Source organism: Cupriavidus sp. 01L46 (assembly GCF_056399905.1).
This window is the reverse complement of sequence record NZ_JBFTSF010000141.1, coordinates 1-15537: the sequence shown is the minus strand read 5'-3', so window position 1 is coordinate 15537 and position 15537 is coordinate 1. Positions and strand designations below refer to the sequence as shown.

The following is a 15537-nucleotide window of genomic DNA, read 5'->3' as shown; positions in this document are numbered from 1 at the left end:
GGTTCCACTCGGGCGACCTGGGCTATATGGACGAGGGCGGCTATCTGTATGTGGTGGACCGCATCAAGGACGTGATCAATTCCGGCGGCGTGCTGGTATCCAGCCGTGAAGTCGAGGAGTGCCTGTACCAGCATGAAGCCGTGGCGGAAGTCGCCGTCTTCGCGCTGCCGCACCCCAAGTGGGTGGAAGCCGTGGCGGCTTGCGTGGTGCTCAAGCGCGAGACGCGCGCTGAGGAGGAGGCGCTGCTTGCCCATGCCCGCGCCGCGCTGGCCCCGTACAAGGTGCCCAAGCGCATCGTGTTCGTGCCCGACCTGCCGCGCAACACCGCCGGCAAACTGCTCAAGCGGCAATTGCGCGAGGATTACGCGGGCTTGTTCGGGGCGGGCCTGTAGGCCGCGAGGCCAGCGTGATGCCTGCCCCGGCATCGCGGAACACATGGTAGGGTGAGGCAAACGCTTCGAGCCAGAAGCCGGCTTTCTTGCCGATATCGCCCAACTGGTCATGCGAGGCCAGAACCATCAGGATCTTCATGCTGTGCTTCTTGCTGCGGGATGAACGGCGCCCGGCGAGGAAGCGGTGCGCTATGCGCGGCCGCCTCACCGCCCGGGAGCCCTAACACCCTTAGACAATAGAAGCTGAAGATCCGGGCAACCCCATCGTCAGTAAGGCATTGCCACGCCGTTCTGCACCTTGACCCGGTCGCCGTTGCGCAGGTTGTACGGCGTCGACTGGGTCACCGTGAGGTAGCCGTTGTCGGTGGTGCGCACGCGGATGCGGTACGCGGGCGGTGCCGTGTTGGTGCGCTTCTCCACCTCGTTGCCGGCCACCGCGCCGACCACCGCGCCGCCGATGGTCGCAACCGTATTGCCCCGGCCGCCGCCGACCTGGTGGCCGAGCAGGCCGCCAACCATGCCGCCGATCAACGTACCGGCGACGCCGCCGCTAGCCGGCTGTCCCGGCAACATCTCGATGGATTCAACCTGGCCATAGCGCACGCCGTAGGCATCGTTGCCGTAGGCGGCTTGCGGCTGGCTCGGCTGGGGATAGCCAGCTTGCGGGTAACCCTGTTGCGGATAGCTCTCCTGTACCGGCGCCTGCGGGTAGCCCGATTGCGGGTAGTCGGCCTGCGGGTAAGCGGGTTGCTGGTAGCCCTGCTGCGGATAGGCCACGGGGTAAGCGCCACCCGCCTGCGTGCTGCTGCCGTACGTGCCCGAATTGCCGTAGGCCCCGTAGCCACCATACCCGCCGCCATATGGCGCGCTCACACAGCCGGCCAGGGCACCCGCTGCAAGCAAGGCAAGCGCGGCGGTACGAAGGGGGAAAGAAGGGAAAGGCATCGGGAAAACTCCTGCGGTAGCAACGCGTGTGGGAATGCGCGCGAGTCTAGAGCCGCAGGAGCGCCTCGGGTGTCACCGAGGCTTGTGATTGGTAACTGCCTGTAACGGGGAATGCCTGCCGGGTTGAAAAAAGCCGATTTCCCGCTTCAGGAACGCTTCAGGAACGCTTCAGGATTGCTTCTTGGGTGCTCAGGCGCGCTCCGCGCCGTCGTCGTTGAAGGCCGTGAGGCGTGCCACGCGAAAGGTGCCACGCAGCGATTCCAGCTCGCTCCGGTGCAGCATGGCCAGCCGGTTAAGGAAGCGCTCGCCCTTGGCCATCAGGTGGACCTCGACAATGCGGCGGTCGTCCGGGTTGGCCTTGCGCTTGACCAGCCCGGCCGCCTCGCAGCGATTGACCAGCGCGACCACGCCGTGCTGTTTGGCCTGCAAGCGCTCGGCGAGCTCGCCGATCGATGCCCAGTCCTTGCCGGCACAGCCGCGGATATGCAGCATCAGCAGGTATTGCTGCACGGTCAGCCCTTCGCCCTGGGCGGCATCTTCTGAAAACCGCAGGAAACGCCGTAGTTGGTAGCGAAAATCGGATAATGCCTCGAAATCCTGCTTGGCAAGCGGGGATTTGGATGCGGCAGGCTGGCGGGTCATAGGGGGCAGCGTCTGGGCGCTGGGGAACTTGGCTCGACGCTCATTATAGGGGCTGCCCCAGGCGGTTCCGCGGACGTGCGGCAGTGCCAGGTTCCGGGGCCAGGCCAGGGTTTCGACCTGCGCCGATGCGGGTATGGCAGAATCTGTGCGTTCGCAGACACTCCTGACTGCCGACATCACACTTCCACCGGAATCGAAACCGATGTTCTCGGAAATCGCCCTTTTCCTGCTCGATACCGTCTTCAGCTTGTTCGGCATGGCGCTGCTGTTGCGCCTGTGGATGCAATGGACACGGCTGCCCACGCGCAATCCCGTCTCGCAAGGCGTATTCCAGGTCACCGACTGGCTGGTGCGGCCCTTGCGCCGGTTCATCCCCGGCCTTGGCGGCATCGACTGGGCCACCGTGATCGGCGCCTGGCTGACCGCCCTGGCGTTCCTGCTGCTGGTGCTGCTGGTCTCCGGCGCCGACCCGCTGACCTACCTGCCGCTGGTCCTGCTGATCGCCGTGCTCAATGTGCTGAAGTGGGGCATCAGCATGGTGATGTGGGTCACGCTGCTGATGGCGGTTCTGTCGTGGGTCAACCCGCACTCACCCGTCACACCCGCCATCAACCACCTGACCGAGCCGCTGCTACGCCCGATCCGCCGGGTCATTCCGCGCCTGGGCGGCTTCGATATCTCGCCGCTGGCGCTTTTCGTGATCGCGCAGATCCTGCTGATGATCATTGCCCGCCTTGGCGCGGGATTGTTCGGCGCGCGATTTGGCCTCTGAAGACCTCTAAAGGCACCTGAAGACATCTGAAGGTCTTTGAAGGCCCCGCCGGCAAGGGATGCTTGTGAATGCCCCGGGCCCACGCCCGGGGCATTGTCCATAGTGACGAACAGTGTTTTGGTGATTGACGCTTTTTCCTGGGCAGATGTAGGCATACATTACAGCCAACGTGGAACACACCACGATATGCCTGAAGGAAGAAAAGCATCATGAAGACCCTCGCACAAACCCGCACCCTCGCCGTTTCCCTCCTCTGCGCCATCGGCCTGTCGATGGCCGCCGCCTCCGCGCACGCCAGCACGCCGGTTTCCGACCTGGCCCGCCTCGATGGCAGCATCGGCCGCACAGTCGACGCGTTCACCGACGGTGCCCGCAACGGCCCGCGCGACCCGTTCACCGATGGCGCCCGCAGCGGCCCGCGTGACCCGTACACCGACGGCGCTCGCGGCGTGAACGAGCCGCGCAGCAGCTTCAGCGACGGCGCCTGAGCGCAACCTGGCATTCGCCAGGTGTGGAAGAGACAGTTAGAGTTAGATAGTCAGAGATAGTCAGCAAGTGCTCACGGTGTGAGCAACATTGTCAGCGCGGACATGGGCAGGCCTGCCAGCCGCCCACCCCAGCCGCAATGACCCCCACAGCCGCGCCAGCCCTCACGGGCCGGGCGCGGCTGCGTCGTTTCGGTCCTGCAGTTCGGAGGCCATCATGGCTTCCACCGCCTCCATGAAGACGCGTACCTTGCGCGGTTGCAGCCGGCGATCAGGCAGCAAGGCAAAGACCCGCAGCGGTGGCGGCGGGTAATCCGGCAGCACCTTCACCAGCCGTCCCTGGGCGACTTCCGCTTCGCAATAGATCAGCGACAGCCGGGCAATGCCAAGGCCGGCCAGGGCGCCCTGCAGCCGCAGCTCGGCGTTGGCGGTCTGCATGCGCGGCCGGATCGGTACCGCCACGCGCTCGCCATCGCGGGTAAATTCCCACATGCCGTCACCAGGCGTGGTCAGGGTCGGCAGGTTGGCCAGGTCTTCGGGCTGCAGTTGCAGCGGCAGGCCGGCGGCCAGCGCCGGCGCCGCGAACAGGCCGCGCTCCACGTGATAGATGCGCCGCGCCACGGTCCCGGAATCGGGCAGGTCGGCATCGACCGCGACAAAGGCAACGTCGAATCCGTCACGAATGGGATCGACCATGCCTTGCGAGATCTCCACCTTCACGTCCAGTGCCGGGTGGGCCGCCAGCGTGCGGCAGATCACGCCGCCCAGTTGCTGGGCACCAAACTCGTACGGCGCGGCGATGCGCAGCACGCCTTGCACCCGCTCCTCGCGCGCCAGTGTTTCCTGCCGGATCTCACGCAGCCGCGCAAACAAGGGCGCCACGTCGCGGTACACCGCGCTGCCGGCATCGGTCAGGCGCATGCGCCGGGTCGTGCGCTGGAGCAGCTTCGAGCCGATGGCCGACTCGAGCCGCGCCACCGCCGCCGAGACCCGGGACTTGGGGCAGTCGAGCTGCTCCGCCGCAGCCGTGAAAGTGCCTTGCTCCACCACGCAGCAGAAGGCTTCCCAATCGTTCCACTGGATTGTCTCGTTCACCAGGCGATGTTTCCTTTACAAGCTATGTTTCCCAAACGCGCGACATTATGCGCGCAGCGGGTGCGCCACTGGCGCGCGCGCCGCATTTCCTCTACCCTTTCGGCCTTTCCGTGTGTATTCGGCAATCAGCCGAACCAACCGATGGCCAGCCCTGCCGCTCCCGACAATTCCGACCACCCGGCCACGGATGCTTCCGTGGCGCCCGCCGCCGCGCCGGGCCCGGAGAAGCCGAGCGATACCTATGTGCAGTCCTTTGCACGCGGGCTCTCGGTCATCCGTGCCTTTGACGCGCAGCACCCCGCCCAGACGCTGAGCGAGATCGCGCAGGCCAGCGGCCTGACCCGCGCCGGCGCGCGGCGCATTCTGCTGACCCTGGTCGGCCTGGGCTATGTGCGCGCCGATGGCCGCCTGTTCCGCCTGACGCCCAAGATCCTCGACCTGGGCTTCGCCTACCTGACCTCGATGCCGTTCTGGAATCTGGCCGAGCCGATCATGGAGGCGTTGTCGCAGGAGGTGCATGAAAGCTGCTCGATCTCCGTGCTGGACGGCACCGAGATTGTCTATGTGCTGCGGGTGCCGGCGCGCAAGATCATGACGATCAACCTGTCCATTGGCAGCCGGCTTCCGGCCTATTGCTCGTCGATGGGCCGCGTGCTGCTGGCCGGCCTGCCGCCTGAGGAGCTCGACCGGGTGCTGGGCGCCAGCGAACTGCGCGCCCGTACCAGCCGCACCGTCACCGACCCCGCCGAGCTCAAGGCCATCATCGCTGGCATCCGCACGCGCGGCTGGGCCCAAAACGACCAGGAACTGGAAGAAGGGCTGGTCTCGCTGGCCGCGCCGATCCGCAACCGTGCCGGCCAGGTCATCGCCGCCATCAATATCAGCGGCCAGGCCAACCGCACCAGCGCCGACGACATGGCCAGCAGCTTCCTGCCGCCGCTGCTGGCCGCCTCCGAGAAAATCTCGAACCTGATCAGCCTGCGGAGCTGATGCGCCAGCGCGGTTAGCGTGTGGCCGTTGCCGGCGCAGGCAGCTCGACGCTGCCGAACTCAGCCGAGCGGGTGCCCGGCAGCGGATGGTTGCTGGCACCGTGGTAGGCGAAGGCGACCGACAGCTTGACCGCCTCGGAAACGTTCTGGCCCGCGCTGTGAAACAGCCGGCTGTCGAACAGCAGCACGTCGCCGCGCTCCAGGGCCAGCGGCCGCACGCCTTGCAGCATGGCCTGGCTGGCCGGATGCGACTCGATCAGGAATTCGGCCGCATCGAGCTGGCCGGGTTCGAGCGCGACGGTGTGCGAGCCGGGAATCACGCGCAGCACGCCGTTGCTCTCATCCTCCCTGCCCAGCGCCAGCCACACCGTCACCAGCTCCGGGCGGGCAAATGACCAGTAGCGGGTATCACGGTGCCAGCCGGTCTGGCTGCCATAGTGCGGATGCTTGGTCATCACACAGTTGTGGTGAGCGAGAGTCAGGCGCACCGGCTCGCCCAGCAAGGTCGCGACCACCTGCGTCACTGCGGGATCGGCGGCCCATGCACGGAATGCATCGTCGCGCCCATAGGCCTGGCGCAAGCGCCGCACCGTGGCCCCTCCGACGGCATCGCGGCTTGCGGGCGCGCCGGGATAGCCTAGCTCGGCTTCATATTCGACCGGCGCCGCGGCCGCGGCCAGTTGCGCGCGTGCGACCTGCTCGAGTTGGCCGCAGACCGCGGGCGGGGCAAAGCCGCGCAGCACGATATAGCCGTCTGCGTGAAAGGCGCGGTTGAGTTCGTTCAAGTCTGCGGCGGTCGGGGCGATGGCCGCAGGGGTGGCAGAAGCGGTGGAAACCTTGGAAGCCGTGGAAGCCACTTTGGAAGCGGCACCCGGCGGGACAGCAAGCGGGGAGTTCATTGCAGCGGATGAGGGGTTGGCTGGGCCKACAGCTTCGATAATGCCAGAAGCCGGGCGAATCGGCGCGCCCCGCGTGTGTCGGGTGCCCGTTGCGTGCGCAAACAGACTGTTCCCGCGCCTGCGCGCGCCGCTACAATGGCCGGGTTCTCCCCCCGACCCGCAGGCTTCACGTGACAGCTCGCCCACGCATCGTCGCATCGCTCTCCGAGGCGGAAGCCCAGCTTGGCCGCATCGTCCTGGGCAAGCCCCGGCAGATCCGGCTGGCGCTGGCCTGCATGCTGGCACGTGGCCATCTGCTGCTGGAGGACCTGCCGGGCGTGGGCAAGACCACGCTCGCCCACGCGCTGGCGCGCACGTTGGGGTTGCAGTTCCAGCGCGTGCAGTTCACCAGCGACCTGTTGCCCGCCGACCTGATCGGCGTCTCCGTCTTCGTGCGCGACAGCGCGGAATTCCGCTTCCACCGCGGCCCCGTGTTCGCGCAGGTGGTGCTTGCCGACGAGATCAACCGCGCCACCCCCAAGACGCAGAGCGCCTTGCTGGAGGCGATGGCCGAGGGACAGGTCACCCACGACGGCGTCACTCATGCCTTGCCGTCCCCGTTCTTCGTCATCGCCACGCAGAATCCGCTGGACCAGATCGGCACGCACGCCTTGCCCGAATCCCAGCTCGACCGCTTCACCATGCGCCTGTCGCTGGGTTATCCCGATCCGGCCTTCGAGCGCGTGCTCTACCTCGGCGGGGCAGCCCCCGCGGCCGGCACCCCGGTGATGGATGCAGCGCAGGTGGCCGCGCTGCAGCAGGCCGCGGCCCAGGTCTATGCCGGCCCGGCGCTGGTGGACTACGCCCTGGCCCTGGTGCAGGCCACGCGCGCGCACTCCGCCTTTGCCGCCGGGTTGTCGCCGCGGGCAGGCCTGGCGCTGCTGGCCTGCGCGCGCGCCTGGGCGCTGCTGCACCAGCGCGACAGCGTGCTGCCCGAAGACGTGCAAGCGGTCTTCATGCCAGTGGCGGGCCACCGGCTGCTGCCATCCGGCCCAGCCGGCGGTGGCCAGGAGGGGCTTGCCCGCCTGCTGGCCGATGTGGCCATTCCCTGACGCCCGATGGCGCGCAGCCGGCCGTTTTCCTCGTCGGGCACGGCATCTCCGGCCGCGCCTGGCCCCAAGCGGCAGGCATGGGCGTCGCCACCCTGGCTGCAGCGCCGGCGCGCCCCCCGGCAAGGCGTGGTAACGCTCGACCGCCGCCACCTGTATATCCTGCCCACCCGGGCCGGCCTAGGCTTCGCGGTCTTGCTGATGGCCATGCTGCTGACGGCACTGAACTACAACATCAGCCTGGGCTTCGCCMTCACCTTCCTGCTCGGCGGCATCGGCATGGCCTGCATGTGGCAGGCATACCGCAACCTGCTCGACATGACAGTGGCCGCTGTCAGCGCGGCGCCAGCCTTTGCCGGCGAGCCAGCCGCATTCAGCCTGCGCATTTCAGGCAGCAACGCGCCAGTACGCATCGGCGTGGAGGCGAGCCTGCCGGCCCAGGCCGGCGCGCTGCCTGCCCGCCTGAGCCTGGCACGGGATGCCACCGGCCAGCTGACCTTGCACATGCCCACCAGCCAGCGCGGCTGGCTGGCGCTGCCGCGCGTCACGCTCTCGAGCCGTTTTCCGCTGGGCCTGTTCCGGGTGTGGAGCTATGCCGACCTGCCGCTGGCCGCGCTGGTCTACCCAAGGCCGGAACCTGGCGCGCCGCCGCTGCCTTTTGCCGCGCAGCCCGACGACGATGGCGCAGCGTCCTTGCCTTCTGACGATGGCACGGATCAGTTGCGGCGCTACCGCAGCGGCGATCCGCTGCACCGCATCGCCTGGAAACATAGCGCGCGTACCGGCCGCTGGCTGAGCCGCACCGGCGAGGCCGGCAGCCTGCCGACCTGCTRGCTGGACTGGCAGGCCCTGCCGCAACAGCTCGGCCTCGAGGCGCGGCTATCGCGCMTGTGCGCCTGGGTGGTGGCCGCGGGCGACAGCATGGAAACCGGCCTGCGGCTGCCCGGGGTCGAGATCCCGCCCGGCCGCGGCGGCGCGCATCGCCGCGCCTGCCTCGAAGCCCTGGCCCTGTGGCCGGGACGCGCCGGTCAAGCCCCGCCGGAAAGCACACCGTGAAGCTGCCACCGCGCCCCCTTGCGCACGAAGAGCATGGCCTGCTGCTGGGCCAGCTGGCACTGGTGCTCGCGCCGCAGGCGCGCAGCCTGCCGGTGACCATCAGCGTCTTGCTGGTCTTGCTGCTGGCGTGGCGCTGGCTGTTGTGGCACCAGCGCGCGCCGCTGCCCTCGCGCCTGATGCTCGGGATCATCGCGGGGCTGGTGATGCTGGTGGCCGCCGCACTGGTCTGGCAGGCCGGCGGCAACATGGGGCGCGACCTGTCGGTGGCGCTGCTGGGCGCCTTCGTCGTGCTCAAATTGCTGGAGTGCCGGGTGCTGGCCGATGCCACACTGGTTACCCAGCTGTGTTTTTACCTGCTGCTGAGCCTGTACCTGTTCGACCAGCCGTTCTGGCTGGCCTTGTACAGCCTTGCCATTGCCGCCTGGCTGCTGCGCAACTGGCTCTTCCTGGGGCATCCCGAGGCACGCGGCTATCTTGCCGTGTGGCCGTTGCTCGGCCGCCTGACCCTGATCGGGCTGCCCTGGGCGCTGCTGCTCTTTGTCTTGTTCCCGCGCCTGGATCATCCACTGTGGCGGCTGCCGCAAGCCGAGGCCGTGGCCACTACCGGCATCAGCGACACCATGAGCCCGGGCAGCGTGAGCCGGCTCACCCAGTCGACCGAAGTCGCACTGCGCGCCGACGTGCAAGGCGGTCCGTTGCCGGCCAGCGCCCTGTACTGGCGCGCGCTGGTGCTGTGGCAGTTCGATGGACAGACCTGGCGGCCATCGCCCCTGCGGCAGCGGCGCGCGCAGCCGGCGCCGGGCTTGCCGGCGGCCGACGACACGACTGCGGATGCCGGGGCCGGCGAGGCGGCTGGCAACGCCTCGGCCAACGGGATCGTCAACTACAGCGTCACGCTGGAGCCTAACCAGCACGCGTGGCTGTTCCTGCTCGACCGTGGCCAGGCGATTGCCCCCGGCGCCGGCGCGGTGATCAATGCCGACGGTGAGTTTTTTACGCGCGACCCGGTGGACCGGCGCTTGCGCTACCGCGCGCGTTCGGCTCCGGYCGCGGCGCAGCCGCTCGATCTGGCGACGCGAGAGCTGGCGCTGGCGCTGCCACCGGGCAACCCGCGCACGCGGGCGCTCGCCACCGCGTGGGCCGAGCAATACCCGGATCCCGCCCAGCGGGTGCAGGCCGCGCTGCGGCTGTTTGCCGCTGCGCCGTTCAGCTACACGCTCTCGCCTTCGCCGCTTGGCCACGAGCAGGTCGACAGTTTCCTGTTCGACGCGCGACGCGGCTTTTGCGAGCATTACGCCAGCAGCTTCGTGTTCCTGATGCGCGCGGCAGGCGTGCCGGCGCGCGTGGTCACAGGATATCTCGGCGGCGAGTACAACCCCATTGGCGGCAACTACATCGTGCGGCAGGCCGACGCCCATGCATGGGCGGAAATCTGGCTCGAGGGACGCGGCTGGGTGCGCGTCGATCCCACCAGCGCGGTGGCGCCAAGCCGGGTCGAGCGCGGCATCGACGCCGCGCTGGAGGCCAGCGAGATCGAAGCGCTGCGCGCGATGCGAGACCCGGGCTGGCTGCGGAACCTGCGCTGGGGCATGGACGGCATGGTCTACACCTGGCAGCGCTGGGTATTGCAATACGATCGCGGCCAGCAGGCGCGGCTGATGCGGCAGCTCGGCATCGGTGACAGCGTGCCGCAAGTCCTGCTGGGCGGACTGGCGGCGCTGAGCCTGCTGGCGCTCCTGCCGCTCGTGCTCAAGCGCCGCCGGATCGATCCGGTGCAAGCCGCCTACGCACGCTTCTGCCGCCAGCTGGCACACCGCGGTTGCGTGCGCGCGCCGTCCGAAGGGCCGCAAGATTTTGCAGCGCGGGCCGCCCGCGCCCTCCCGGCTGCCGCGCTGGCAGTGCAGGACTTCAGCGATCGCTACACCAGGCTGCGCTACGGCCGCTTGGCGCCGGCGCAGCGCTCGGCCGAGCTTGCCGGGCTGCGCCAAGCGCTGCGGCGGCTTTGCCGTCACCTTGCGCGCTGAATGCAACGGGCACCGGAGGGCATCGGCGCCTTGGTTTGTTTCAGATGATATAATTACGTTTGTAATTATATTGCCGGATCGGACCAGTTGCCCCGGCATCACCTGACTCCCCGCCATGTCCTTCGAAGACCGCATTGACCGCTTCTGCGCGGGCCATCCGGAAGCGCCGCGCGACCTGATCCTGGCTTCCCGGCTGCTCATGCGCACCGCACGCCTGCTGCGCAGCCACATCGATCGCGCGCTAGCGCCTTTCGAGCTGKACCTTCAGCAATACCTCGCCATCAGCCTGCTCGCCACCGACGACAACCAGCCCAGCCTGCCGTCCGAGCTCGGCATCACGCTCGACGCCACGCGCACGCAGATGACCCGGCTGATGGACGGCCTCGAAGCGCGCGGCCTGGTGCGCCGGCACGCCTCGGCGCAGGACCGCCGCAGCACCGAGCTGGTACTGACCGCCGCCGGCCACCGCATGCTGGAGCGTACCGCCCCGGCCGTGCATGCGGCCTACGCCGAGGCCTGGGGGCCGGTAGGCGAAAGCGGCCTGGCCGCATCCACGCGCGCGCTCAACCGGATGCATCAGAACCTGCTGACGCTGGAACCATGAAAACCGTGTCTGCCTTACGGCCACTGCGGCTCGGGCTGCGGTGGCTGCGCCTGCTCAGCCGCCGGCAGCGCCAGACCCTGGTGATGCTGTTGCTCGCGCTGGCCACCTCGGTGGAGTTCCTTGAGAACATCATGTTCGTGTTCGCATCGAGCCATATCGTTGGCGGCGTCGATGCCGATCCGCGCAGCTTCGCCCTGGTCCAGGCCGCGTACGCGGTGGGCAGCATGTTGATGATCCTCAAGCAGCAATGGCTGGCGCAGCGCTTTGGCTATCGCTACTACCTCACCGGCGCGCTGCTGATCTTCATGGCGGGCACGCTGGCGGCGGCCACCAGCCATTCGCTGCCGCAACTGGTGGGCGCGCGCTTTGTGCAGGGCGTGGGCGGCGGGGCGCTGTTTACCAGCTGCCGCATCCTGGTCAATGTGATGTTCGCGCCGGCCGACCGGCCGCGCGCTTCGCGCATCTTCATGCTGGGGATCTTTGCCGCCTCCGCGCTGGCGCCCGCCATGGCAGCTGAGTTGATCGAGCGCGGCGTGTGGCAGGACCTGTTCTACGGCGTGCTGCCCTTCGCCGCGCTGGCAACGCTGGGGGCGTGGCTGCTACTGCCGGATGCCGAACCGCGCGAGGACGATCCCGGCCCAGCGCTGGGCCCGCTGCTGCTGTTCGGCGCGGCGGTGGTGACCCTGCAGGCCGCCATGACGGAGGCGCGCTTCGATATCTTCTCGCACCCGCTGCGGCTGGCGCTGATCTGTGTGGCGGGTGTCGGACTGCTGATGGGATTTCTCTGGCAGCAATGGCATCACAGCACGCCGGTGCTCCATCTGCGCGCGCTGCGCAATCCGGTCTACCTGACCGGGCTGGCCATGTATTTTGTTTACTACCTGATCAGCAACCTGAGCGGCTACGTGTTCCCGATCTACGCCGAGCAAGCACTCGGGCTGCCGCTGGCGACCACCGGCTGGCTCAACACCTTCGCCGCCACGGTCAGCCTGGCCGGGATCTTCGTCTACCTGCGCGTGGCGCCAAATCTGCCGCACAAGAAGCCGCTGATGGCAAGCGGCCTGCTGCTGATGGCCGGGGCCGCGTGGTGGTTTTCGTCGATGCCGCCCAACGCCGGCCCGCCGGCGCTGGCGTGGGGGCTGGTGGGCAAGGGCCTGTTTGGCGTGATGGTCATCATCCCGATTGCCGGCCTCACCTTCCGTTCGCTGGCCGGCGACGATTTCGCCCACGGCTACCGCAGCAAGAACCTGCTGCGCCAGATCGCCGCGTCCTTCGCGTCTGCGCTCGGCGCCGTGCTTTTGCAGAACCGGCAGTTCGCGGTGCACACGAGCCTGACCGGCGCCCTTGGCCAGCACACGGCGCAGACGCAGCAGTGGATGGCGGCGGCTCAGGCAGCCTTGAGCGCGCGCGGGCTGGATCCTGGCCATGCCTATCAGGCCGCGCTGGCGCAGCTTGCCGGCCTGCTGGATACGCAGGCCAGGTTGATTGCCTGCGAGGATCTGTATCGGCTGATCGCGGCGCTTGCCCTGACGGCTGCTGTCTTTATGCTGGCGCAACGCCGTCTCGATTGACGTGCGCTTGCTGCAAGACTGGGAGTTGGATGCCGGGCGCGGGCAGATCTGTCTGCCGCACAGGCTACGCAGTGTCGGCCCGAGGGGCTGAGCAGCGCGTTGGATCTGCTAAATCTGGCTGAATCTGGCTGGCTTGCCGGAGCGGATCGCTCCGGGGAGTCGCGGCGCGGGGCGCGCGCGGCGGTCGCTTTCCGAGAAAGCGTCGGGTCGGCTAATGAATCGGCTCTAGTCAGAACAGTGCTAGCTGGCGCATGCCAAAGCCGATGGTTTCTTCCACGCGCATGCGGGCGTGAGCGAGCGAGCCCTCCGCACCGGAGTAATTGCCTGCGGCCCAGTGATAGACCACCGGCATGTCGCCGCGATCGGACAGGCGAACTTCGCCCAGTTTCTCGCCGYGCTCATTGCGGTAGAAATGCGAACGGTAGCCACGCTCCCAGTGCGGGGCTTCGGCTTTCTTGCGTCGGCGCGGGGTGGGCGAGGCTTGCGGCAGGCGCCGCGCTCTCTCGGTACCCGTGGTCGCGGACGCGCGGGTGAAATCCAACTGCATAGACTTCCTTGTGTCATCGAGTCTGCAGGACAATTTCGCATTAATGGCCCGGGATGGTCAAGGCCATTGCTGCGTGTCCTGCTTCGCAGTCGAGATGATACCTGTTACCGCGCGTTCTGGCAGCCCTATTGCACCGGAATTCGGCGTCCACTAAGGCTTGGCGGGCCGACACGCATACCTTCGCACCGGCCCGCCCGCCATTTATGCCGAGGTTAACTCGGGGGTTAACTTCGCGGTTAACTCCCTGGCTATCTCCGTGGCTGACTTTGCCGTTAACCCAGGTCCAGAGGGATAAAGATACGGGCATCGTCGCGTTGCACCAGCAGTGCAACCTGCTTGCCGGACTTCGCTACCAGGGCCCGCAACTGCTCCGCCGAGCTAATTGGCGTGCCGTTGATGGACAAGATGACGTCACCCGGCTGGATGCCAACCTTGGCCGCCGGGCCTGCGACATCTTCGACCACCAGCCCGCCCTCAATCCCGCTGTCGCGCTTCTCGGTCGGGCTCAGCGGGCGAACCGCCAGGCCAAGCTTGCCGCCGGCGTCGTTGGCGGGGGACTTGCCAGCGACTGCCACATCCTTGGCCGTGCCGACCTTCACCGTCAGGGTCAGGGGCTCGCCCTTGCGGATCACCTTCAGCGAAGTCTGCGTGCCCGGCGCGATGTCGGCCACATGCTCTGGCAAGTCGCCCGAATGGTCGATCACGTCGTTGCCAAGCTGCACGATCACGTCGCCCGGCTTGAGGCCAGCCTTGGCGGCCGGGCTGTCCGGCTCCACCGAGTTGACCAGCGCCCCGCTAGGCTTTGGCAGCCCGAACGATTGCGCCAGGGCTTGGTTGATCTCCTGCACGCCGATGCCGAGGCGGCCGCGCGTGACCTTGCCATGCGCCACCAGTTGCGCCTGCACCTTGGTGGCGACGTCGATGGGAATCGAGAACGACAACCCCTGGTAACCGCCGGTCTGGCTGTAGATCTGCGAATTGATGCCGAYCACTTCGCCCCGCAGGTTGAACAGCGGGCCGCCCGAGTTGCCGGGATTGACGGCGACATCGGTCTGGATGAACGGTACATAGGTGTCATCGGGCAAGGAGCGCGATTTCGCGCTGACGATGCCGCCGGTGACCGTATTCTCGAAACCGTAAGGCGAGCCGATGGCCAGCACCGGCTCACCCACGCGTACGCGCGAGGGGTCGCCCAGGCGCACGGTCGRCAGATTCTTGGCGTCGATCTTGATCACCGCGACGTCTGTTTGCGCATCCGCGCCCAGCACCTTGGCCTTGAATTCGCGGCGGTCGGTCAGTTTGACCGTCACCTCCTGGGCGCCGTCCACCACGTGCGCATTGGTCAGGATCAGGCCGTCGGGGCTGACGATAAAGCCCGAGCCAAGGCCACGCACTAGTTGCTGCTGGCCGTTCTGCGGTCCCTGGAATTGCGGGCCGAAGCGCTTGAAGAACTGGAACAGGGGATCATCCGGGTCCATGCCCTGCGGCACCTGCGCCGAAGCGTGCTGGGCGCGCGCCGTAACACTGATATTGACCACCGCCGGACCGTATTGGTCCACGATGCTCGAAAAGTCTGTGGGCGCGGCCACGGCCAGCGGCTGGGCCGAGGCGGTCACGGGCGCCTGAGCGGCATATCCCGGCGTGATCACTTCCTTCTGCAGATAGGCATAGCCCCCGGCAAGAGCGGCCAGGGCAGCAATGCCAATGGCGGAGCGTGCAAGCGTCTGGCGAATCATGGCGTTTTCCTTTCTTGGTTACCTCGGGCGTCCGGGCTATCTGGACGCGACAGGACCATCCTAAAGGCCGATCCTTAAACCAGGCTTAAGGAAGCGTAGAAGGCACTGCCGGGATCAAGAAGGGTGTCACCGATGCGGGGGCATTCAAGGTACGAGGGTAATGCTCAAGCAGGATCGACGGCTGGAGCATCGTGCGTCTCTGTCGTCAATTGCGCGCAAAAACTCCGCTTCTGCGCGGAAGTCAACCGCTTCGCCGCCGCCTCAGCCTTTGAGGCTTGCGAGCGGTTGTCGAAGCGCTGCCAGCCCAGGATCCTGATGGGCTTGCGCGATCGCGTATATTTAGCGCCCGTTCCTGCCAGATGCTGGGCGAAGCGCCGCTCCACGTCCGTGGTAATCCCGGTGTAGATCGTATTGCCCTCACATTCGAGCAGGTAAAGAAACCACGGGGCTTCGCCGTCGGCTGGCATTCGAAATGAGCTAAAGAGGGGGCGACAAGGTGGCCGGAGCAGCAATTATGCTTGCTGCCATCACTTTTCGCAGCCGCAAACCGCAGCCGCAAAAGCAAAACCCCCCAGTACTTTCGTACTGGGGGGTTTCAAGGGAGAGCCTGGCGATTACCTACTTTCACACGGGTATCCGCACTATCATCGGCGTGGAGTCGTTTCACGGTCCTGTTCGGGATGGGAAGGGGT

General features: G+C 67.3%; 16 protein-coding genes, 1 rRNA gene and 1 pseudogene. 9 read left to right on the top strand and 9 right to left on the bottom strand.

Translation table 11 applies throughout. From position 1 onward, the window contains the following. A partial coding sequence (locus AC1DS3_RS22970) for an AMP-binding enzyme (protein WP_477128014.1) occupies nt 1-392 on the top strand: 392 nt, incomplete at its 5' end. Here AC1DS3_RS22970 and AC1DS3_RS22965 read toward each other — a convergent pair. The 3 genes and pseudogenes from AC1DS3_RS22965 to AC1DS3_RS22955 form a co-directional block, all read right to left on the bottom strand. Then, nucleotides 361-531 (bottom strand): annotated as a pseudogene (locus AC1DS3_RS22965) (type 1 glutamine amidotransferase domain-containing protein); the annotation flags it as partial. The gene AC1DS3_RS22970 and the pseudogene AC1DS3_RS22965 sit on opposite strands and share 32 nt — an antisense overlap. A 128-nt stretch (nt 532-659) precedes the next feature. After that, nucleotides 660-1337 (bottom strand): outer membrane lipoprotein, encoded by a 678-nt coding sequence (locus tag AC1DS3_RS22960; protein WP_441639018.1) that lies wholly within the window; start codon nt 1335-1337, stop codon nt 660-662. A 189-nt stretch (nt 1338-1526) separates the two neighbouring features. Then, the gene (locus AC1DS3_RS22955) at nt 1527-1979 is read right to left on the bottom strand and encodes a MarR family winged helix-turn-helix transcriptional regulator (RefSeq protein ID WP_441639016.1); all 453 of its coding nucleotides are present in this window, start codon (nt 1977-1979) and stop codon (nt 1527-1529) included. Nucleotides 1980-2181: 202 nt separating this feature from the next. On the opposite strand from AC1DS3_RS22955, the gene AC1DS3_RS22950 reads away from it, so the two are divergent. After that, nucleotides 2182-2751 carry a YggT family protein gene (locus tag AC1DS3_RS22950; protein WP_441639014.1) on the top strand — a complete coding sequence of 190 codons (570 nt, stop codon included), beginning with the start codon at nt 2182-2184 and terminating at the stop codon, nt 2749-2751. Between the two features lie 209 nt (nt 2752-2960). Beyond that, nucleotides 2961-3239 (top strand): hypothetical protein, encoded by a 279-nt coding sequence (locus tag AC1DS3_RS22945; protein ID WP_253930380.1) that lies wholly within the window; start codon nt 2961-2963, stop codon nt 3237-3239. A 162-nt stretch (nt 3240-3401) separates the two neighbouring features. Here the strand turns inward: AC1DS3_RS22945 and AC1DS3_RS22940 are convergent, their stop codons facing one another. Then, on the bottom strand, nt 3402-4331 hold the full coding sequence (locus tag AC1DS3_RS22940) for a LysR family transcriptional regulator (protein ID WP_150991598.1): 930 nt from the start codon (nt 4329-4331) through the stop codon (nt 3402-3404). A 141-nt stretch (nt 4332-4472) separates the two neighbouring features. On the opposite strand from AC1DS3_RS22940, the gene AC1DS3_RS22935 reads away from it, so the two are divergent. Then, complete coding sequence (locus AC1DS3_RS22935) at nt 4473-5321, top strand: IclR family transcriptional regulator (RefSeq protein ID WP_441639011.1); 849 nt, start codon at nt 4473-4475, stop codon at nt 5319-5321. Nucleotides 5322-5334: 13 nt separating this feature from the next. Here AC1DS3_RS22935 and AC1DS3_RS22930 read toward each other — a convergent pair whose 3' ends face one another. Continuing rightward, nucleotides 5335-6105 (bottom strand): phytanoyl-CoA dioxygenase family protein, encoded by a 771-nt coding sequence (locus AC1DS3_RS22930; RefSeq protein ID WP_441639009.1) that lies wholly within the window; start codon nt 6103-6105, stop codon nt 5335-5337. 284 nt (nt 6106-6389) lie between these two features. Between AC1DS3_RS22930 and AC1DS3_RS22925 the strand changes: the two genes are divergently transcribed. The 5 genes from AC1DS3_RS22925 (at nt 6390) to AC1DS3_RS22905 (ending at nt 12562) form a co-directional block, all read left to right on the top strand. Further along, complete coding sequence (locus tag AC1DS3_RS22925) at nt 6390-7310, top strand: AAA family ATPase (protein WP_441639007.1); 921 nt, start codon at nt 6390-6392, stop codon at nt 7308-7310. 6 nt (nt 7311-7316) lie between these two features. Then, the gene (locus tag AC1DS3_RS22920; protein ID WP_477128013.1) at nt 7317-8363 is read left to right on the top strand and encodes a DUF58 domain-containing protein; all 1047 of its coding nucleotides are present in this window, start codon (nt 7317-7319) and stop codon (nt 8361-8363) included. After that, nucleotides 8360-10387: a transglutaminase TgpA family protein gene (locus AC1DS3_RS22915; protein WP_477128012.1), complete on the top strand. Its 2028-nt coding sequence runs from the start codon at nt 8360-8362 to the stop codon at nt 10385-10387. The genes AC1DS3_RS22920 and AC1DS3_RS22915 overlap by 4 nt, the downstream gene beginning before the upstream one ends. 115 nt (nt 10388-10502) lie before the next feature. Beyond that, the gene (locus tag AC1DS3_RS22910) at nt 10503-10991 is read left to right on the top strand and encodes a MarR family winged helix-turn-helix transcriptional regulator (protein ID WP_477128011.1); all 489 of its coding nucleotides are present in this window, start codon (nt 10503-10505) and stop codon (nt 10989-10991) included. After that, a complete protein-coding gene (locus AC1DS3_RS22905; protein WP_441638999.1) occupies nt 10988-12562 on the top strand; it encodes an MFS transporter in 1575 nt (524 codons plus the stop codon). Before AC1DS3_RS22910 ends, AC1DS3_RS22905 begins: the two co-directional genes overlap by 4 nt. Before the next feature lie 229 nt (nt 12563-12791). Here the strand turns inward: AC1DS3_RS22905 and AC1DS3_RS22900 are convergent, their stop codons facing one another. The 4 genes from AC1DS3_RS22900 to rrf all read right to left on the bottom strand — a co-directional run. Further along, complete coding sequence (locus AC1DS3_RS22900) at nt 12792-13109, bottom strand: hypothetical protein (protein ID WP_477128010.1); 318 nt, start codon at nt 13107-13109, stop codon at nt 12792-12794. 272 nt (nt 13110-13381) lie between these two features. Beyond that, entirely contained in the window at nt 13382-14845 is a 1464-nt protein-coding gene (locus AC1DS3_RS22895) for a DegQ family serine endoprotease (RefSeq protein ID WP_477128009.1), read from the bottom strand. Nucleotides 14846-15009: 164 nt separating this feature from the next. Then, the gene (locus tag AC1DS3_RS22890) at nt 15010-15312 is read right to left on the bottom strand and encodes a GIY-YIG nuclease family protein (protein WP_441638995.1); all 303 of its coding nucleotides are present in this window, start codon (nt 15310-15312) and stop codon (nt 15010-15012) included. Nucleotides 15313-15450: 138 nt separating this feature from the next. Then, a 5S ribosomal RNA gene (gene rrf, locus AC1DS3_RS22885) occupies nt 15451-15537 on the bottom strand; the annotation flags it as partial.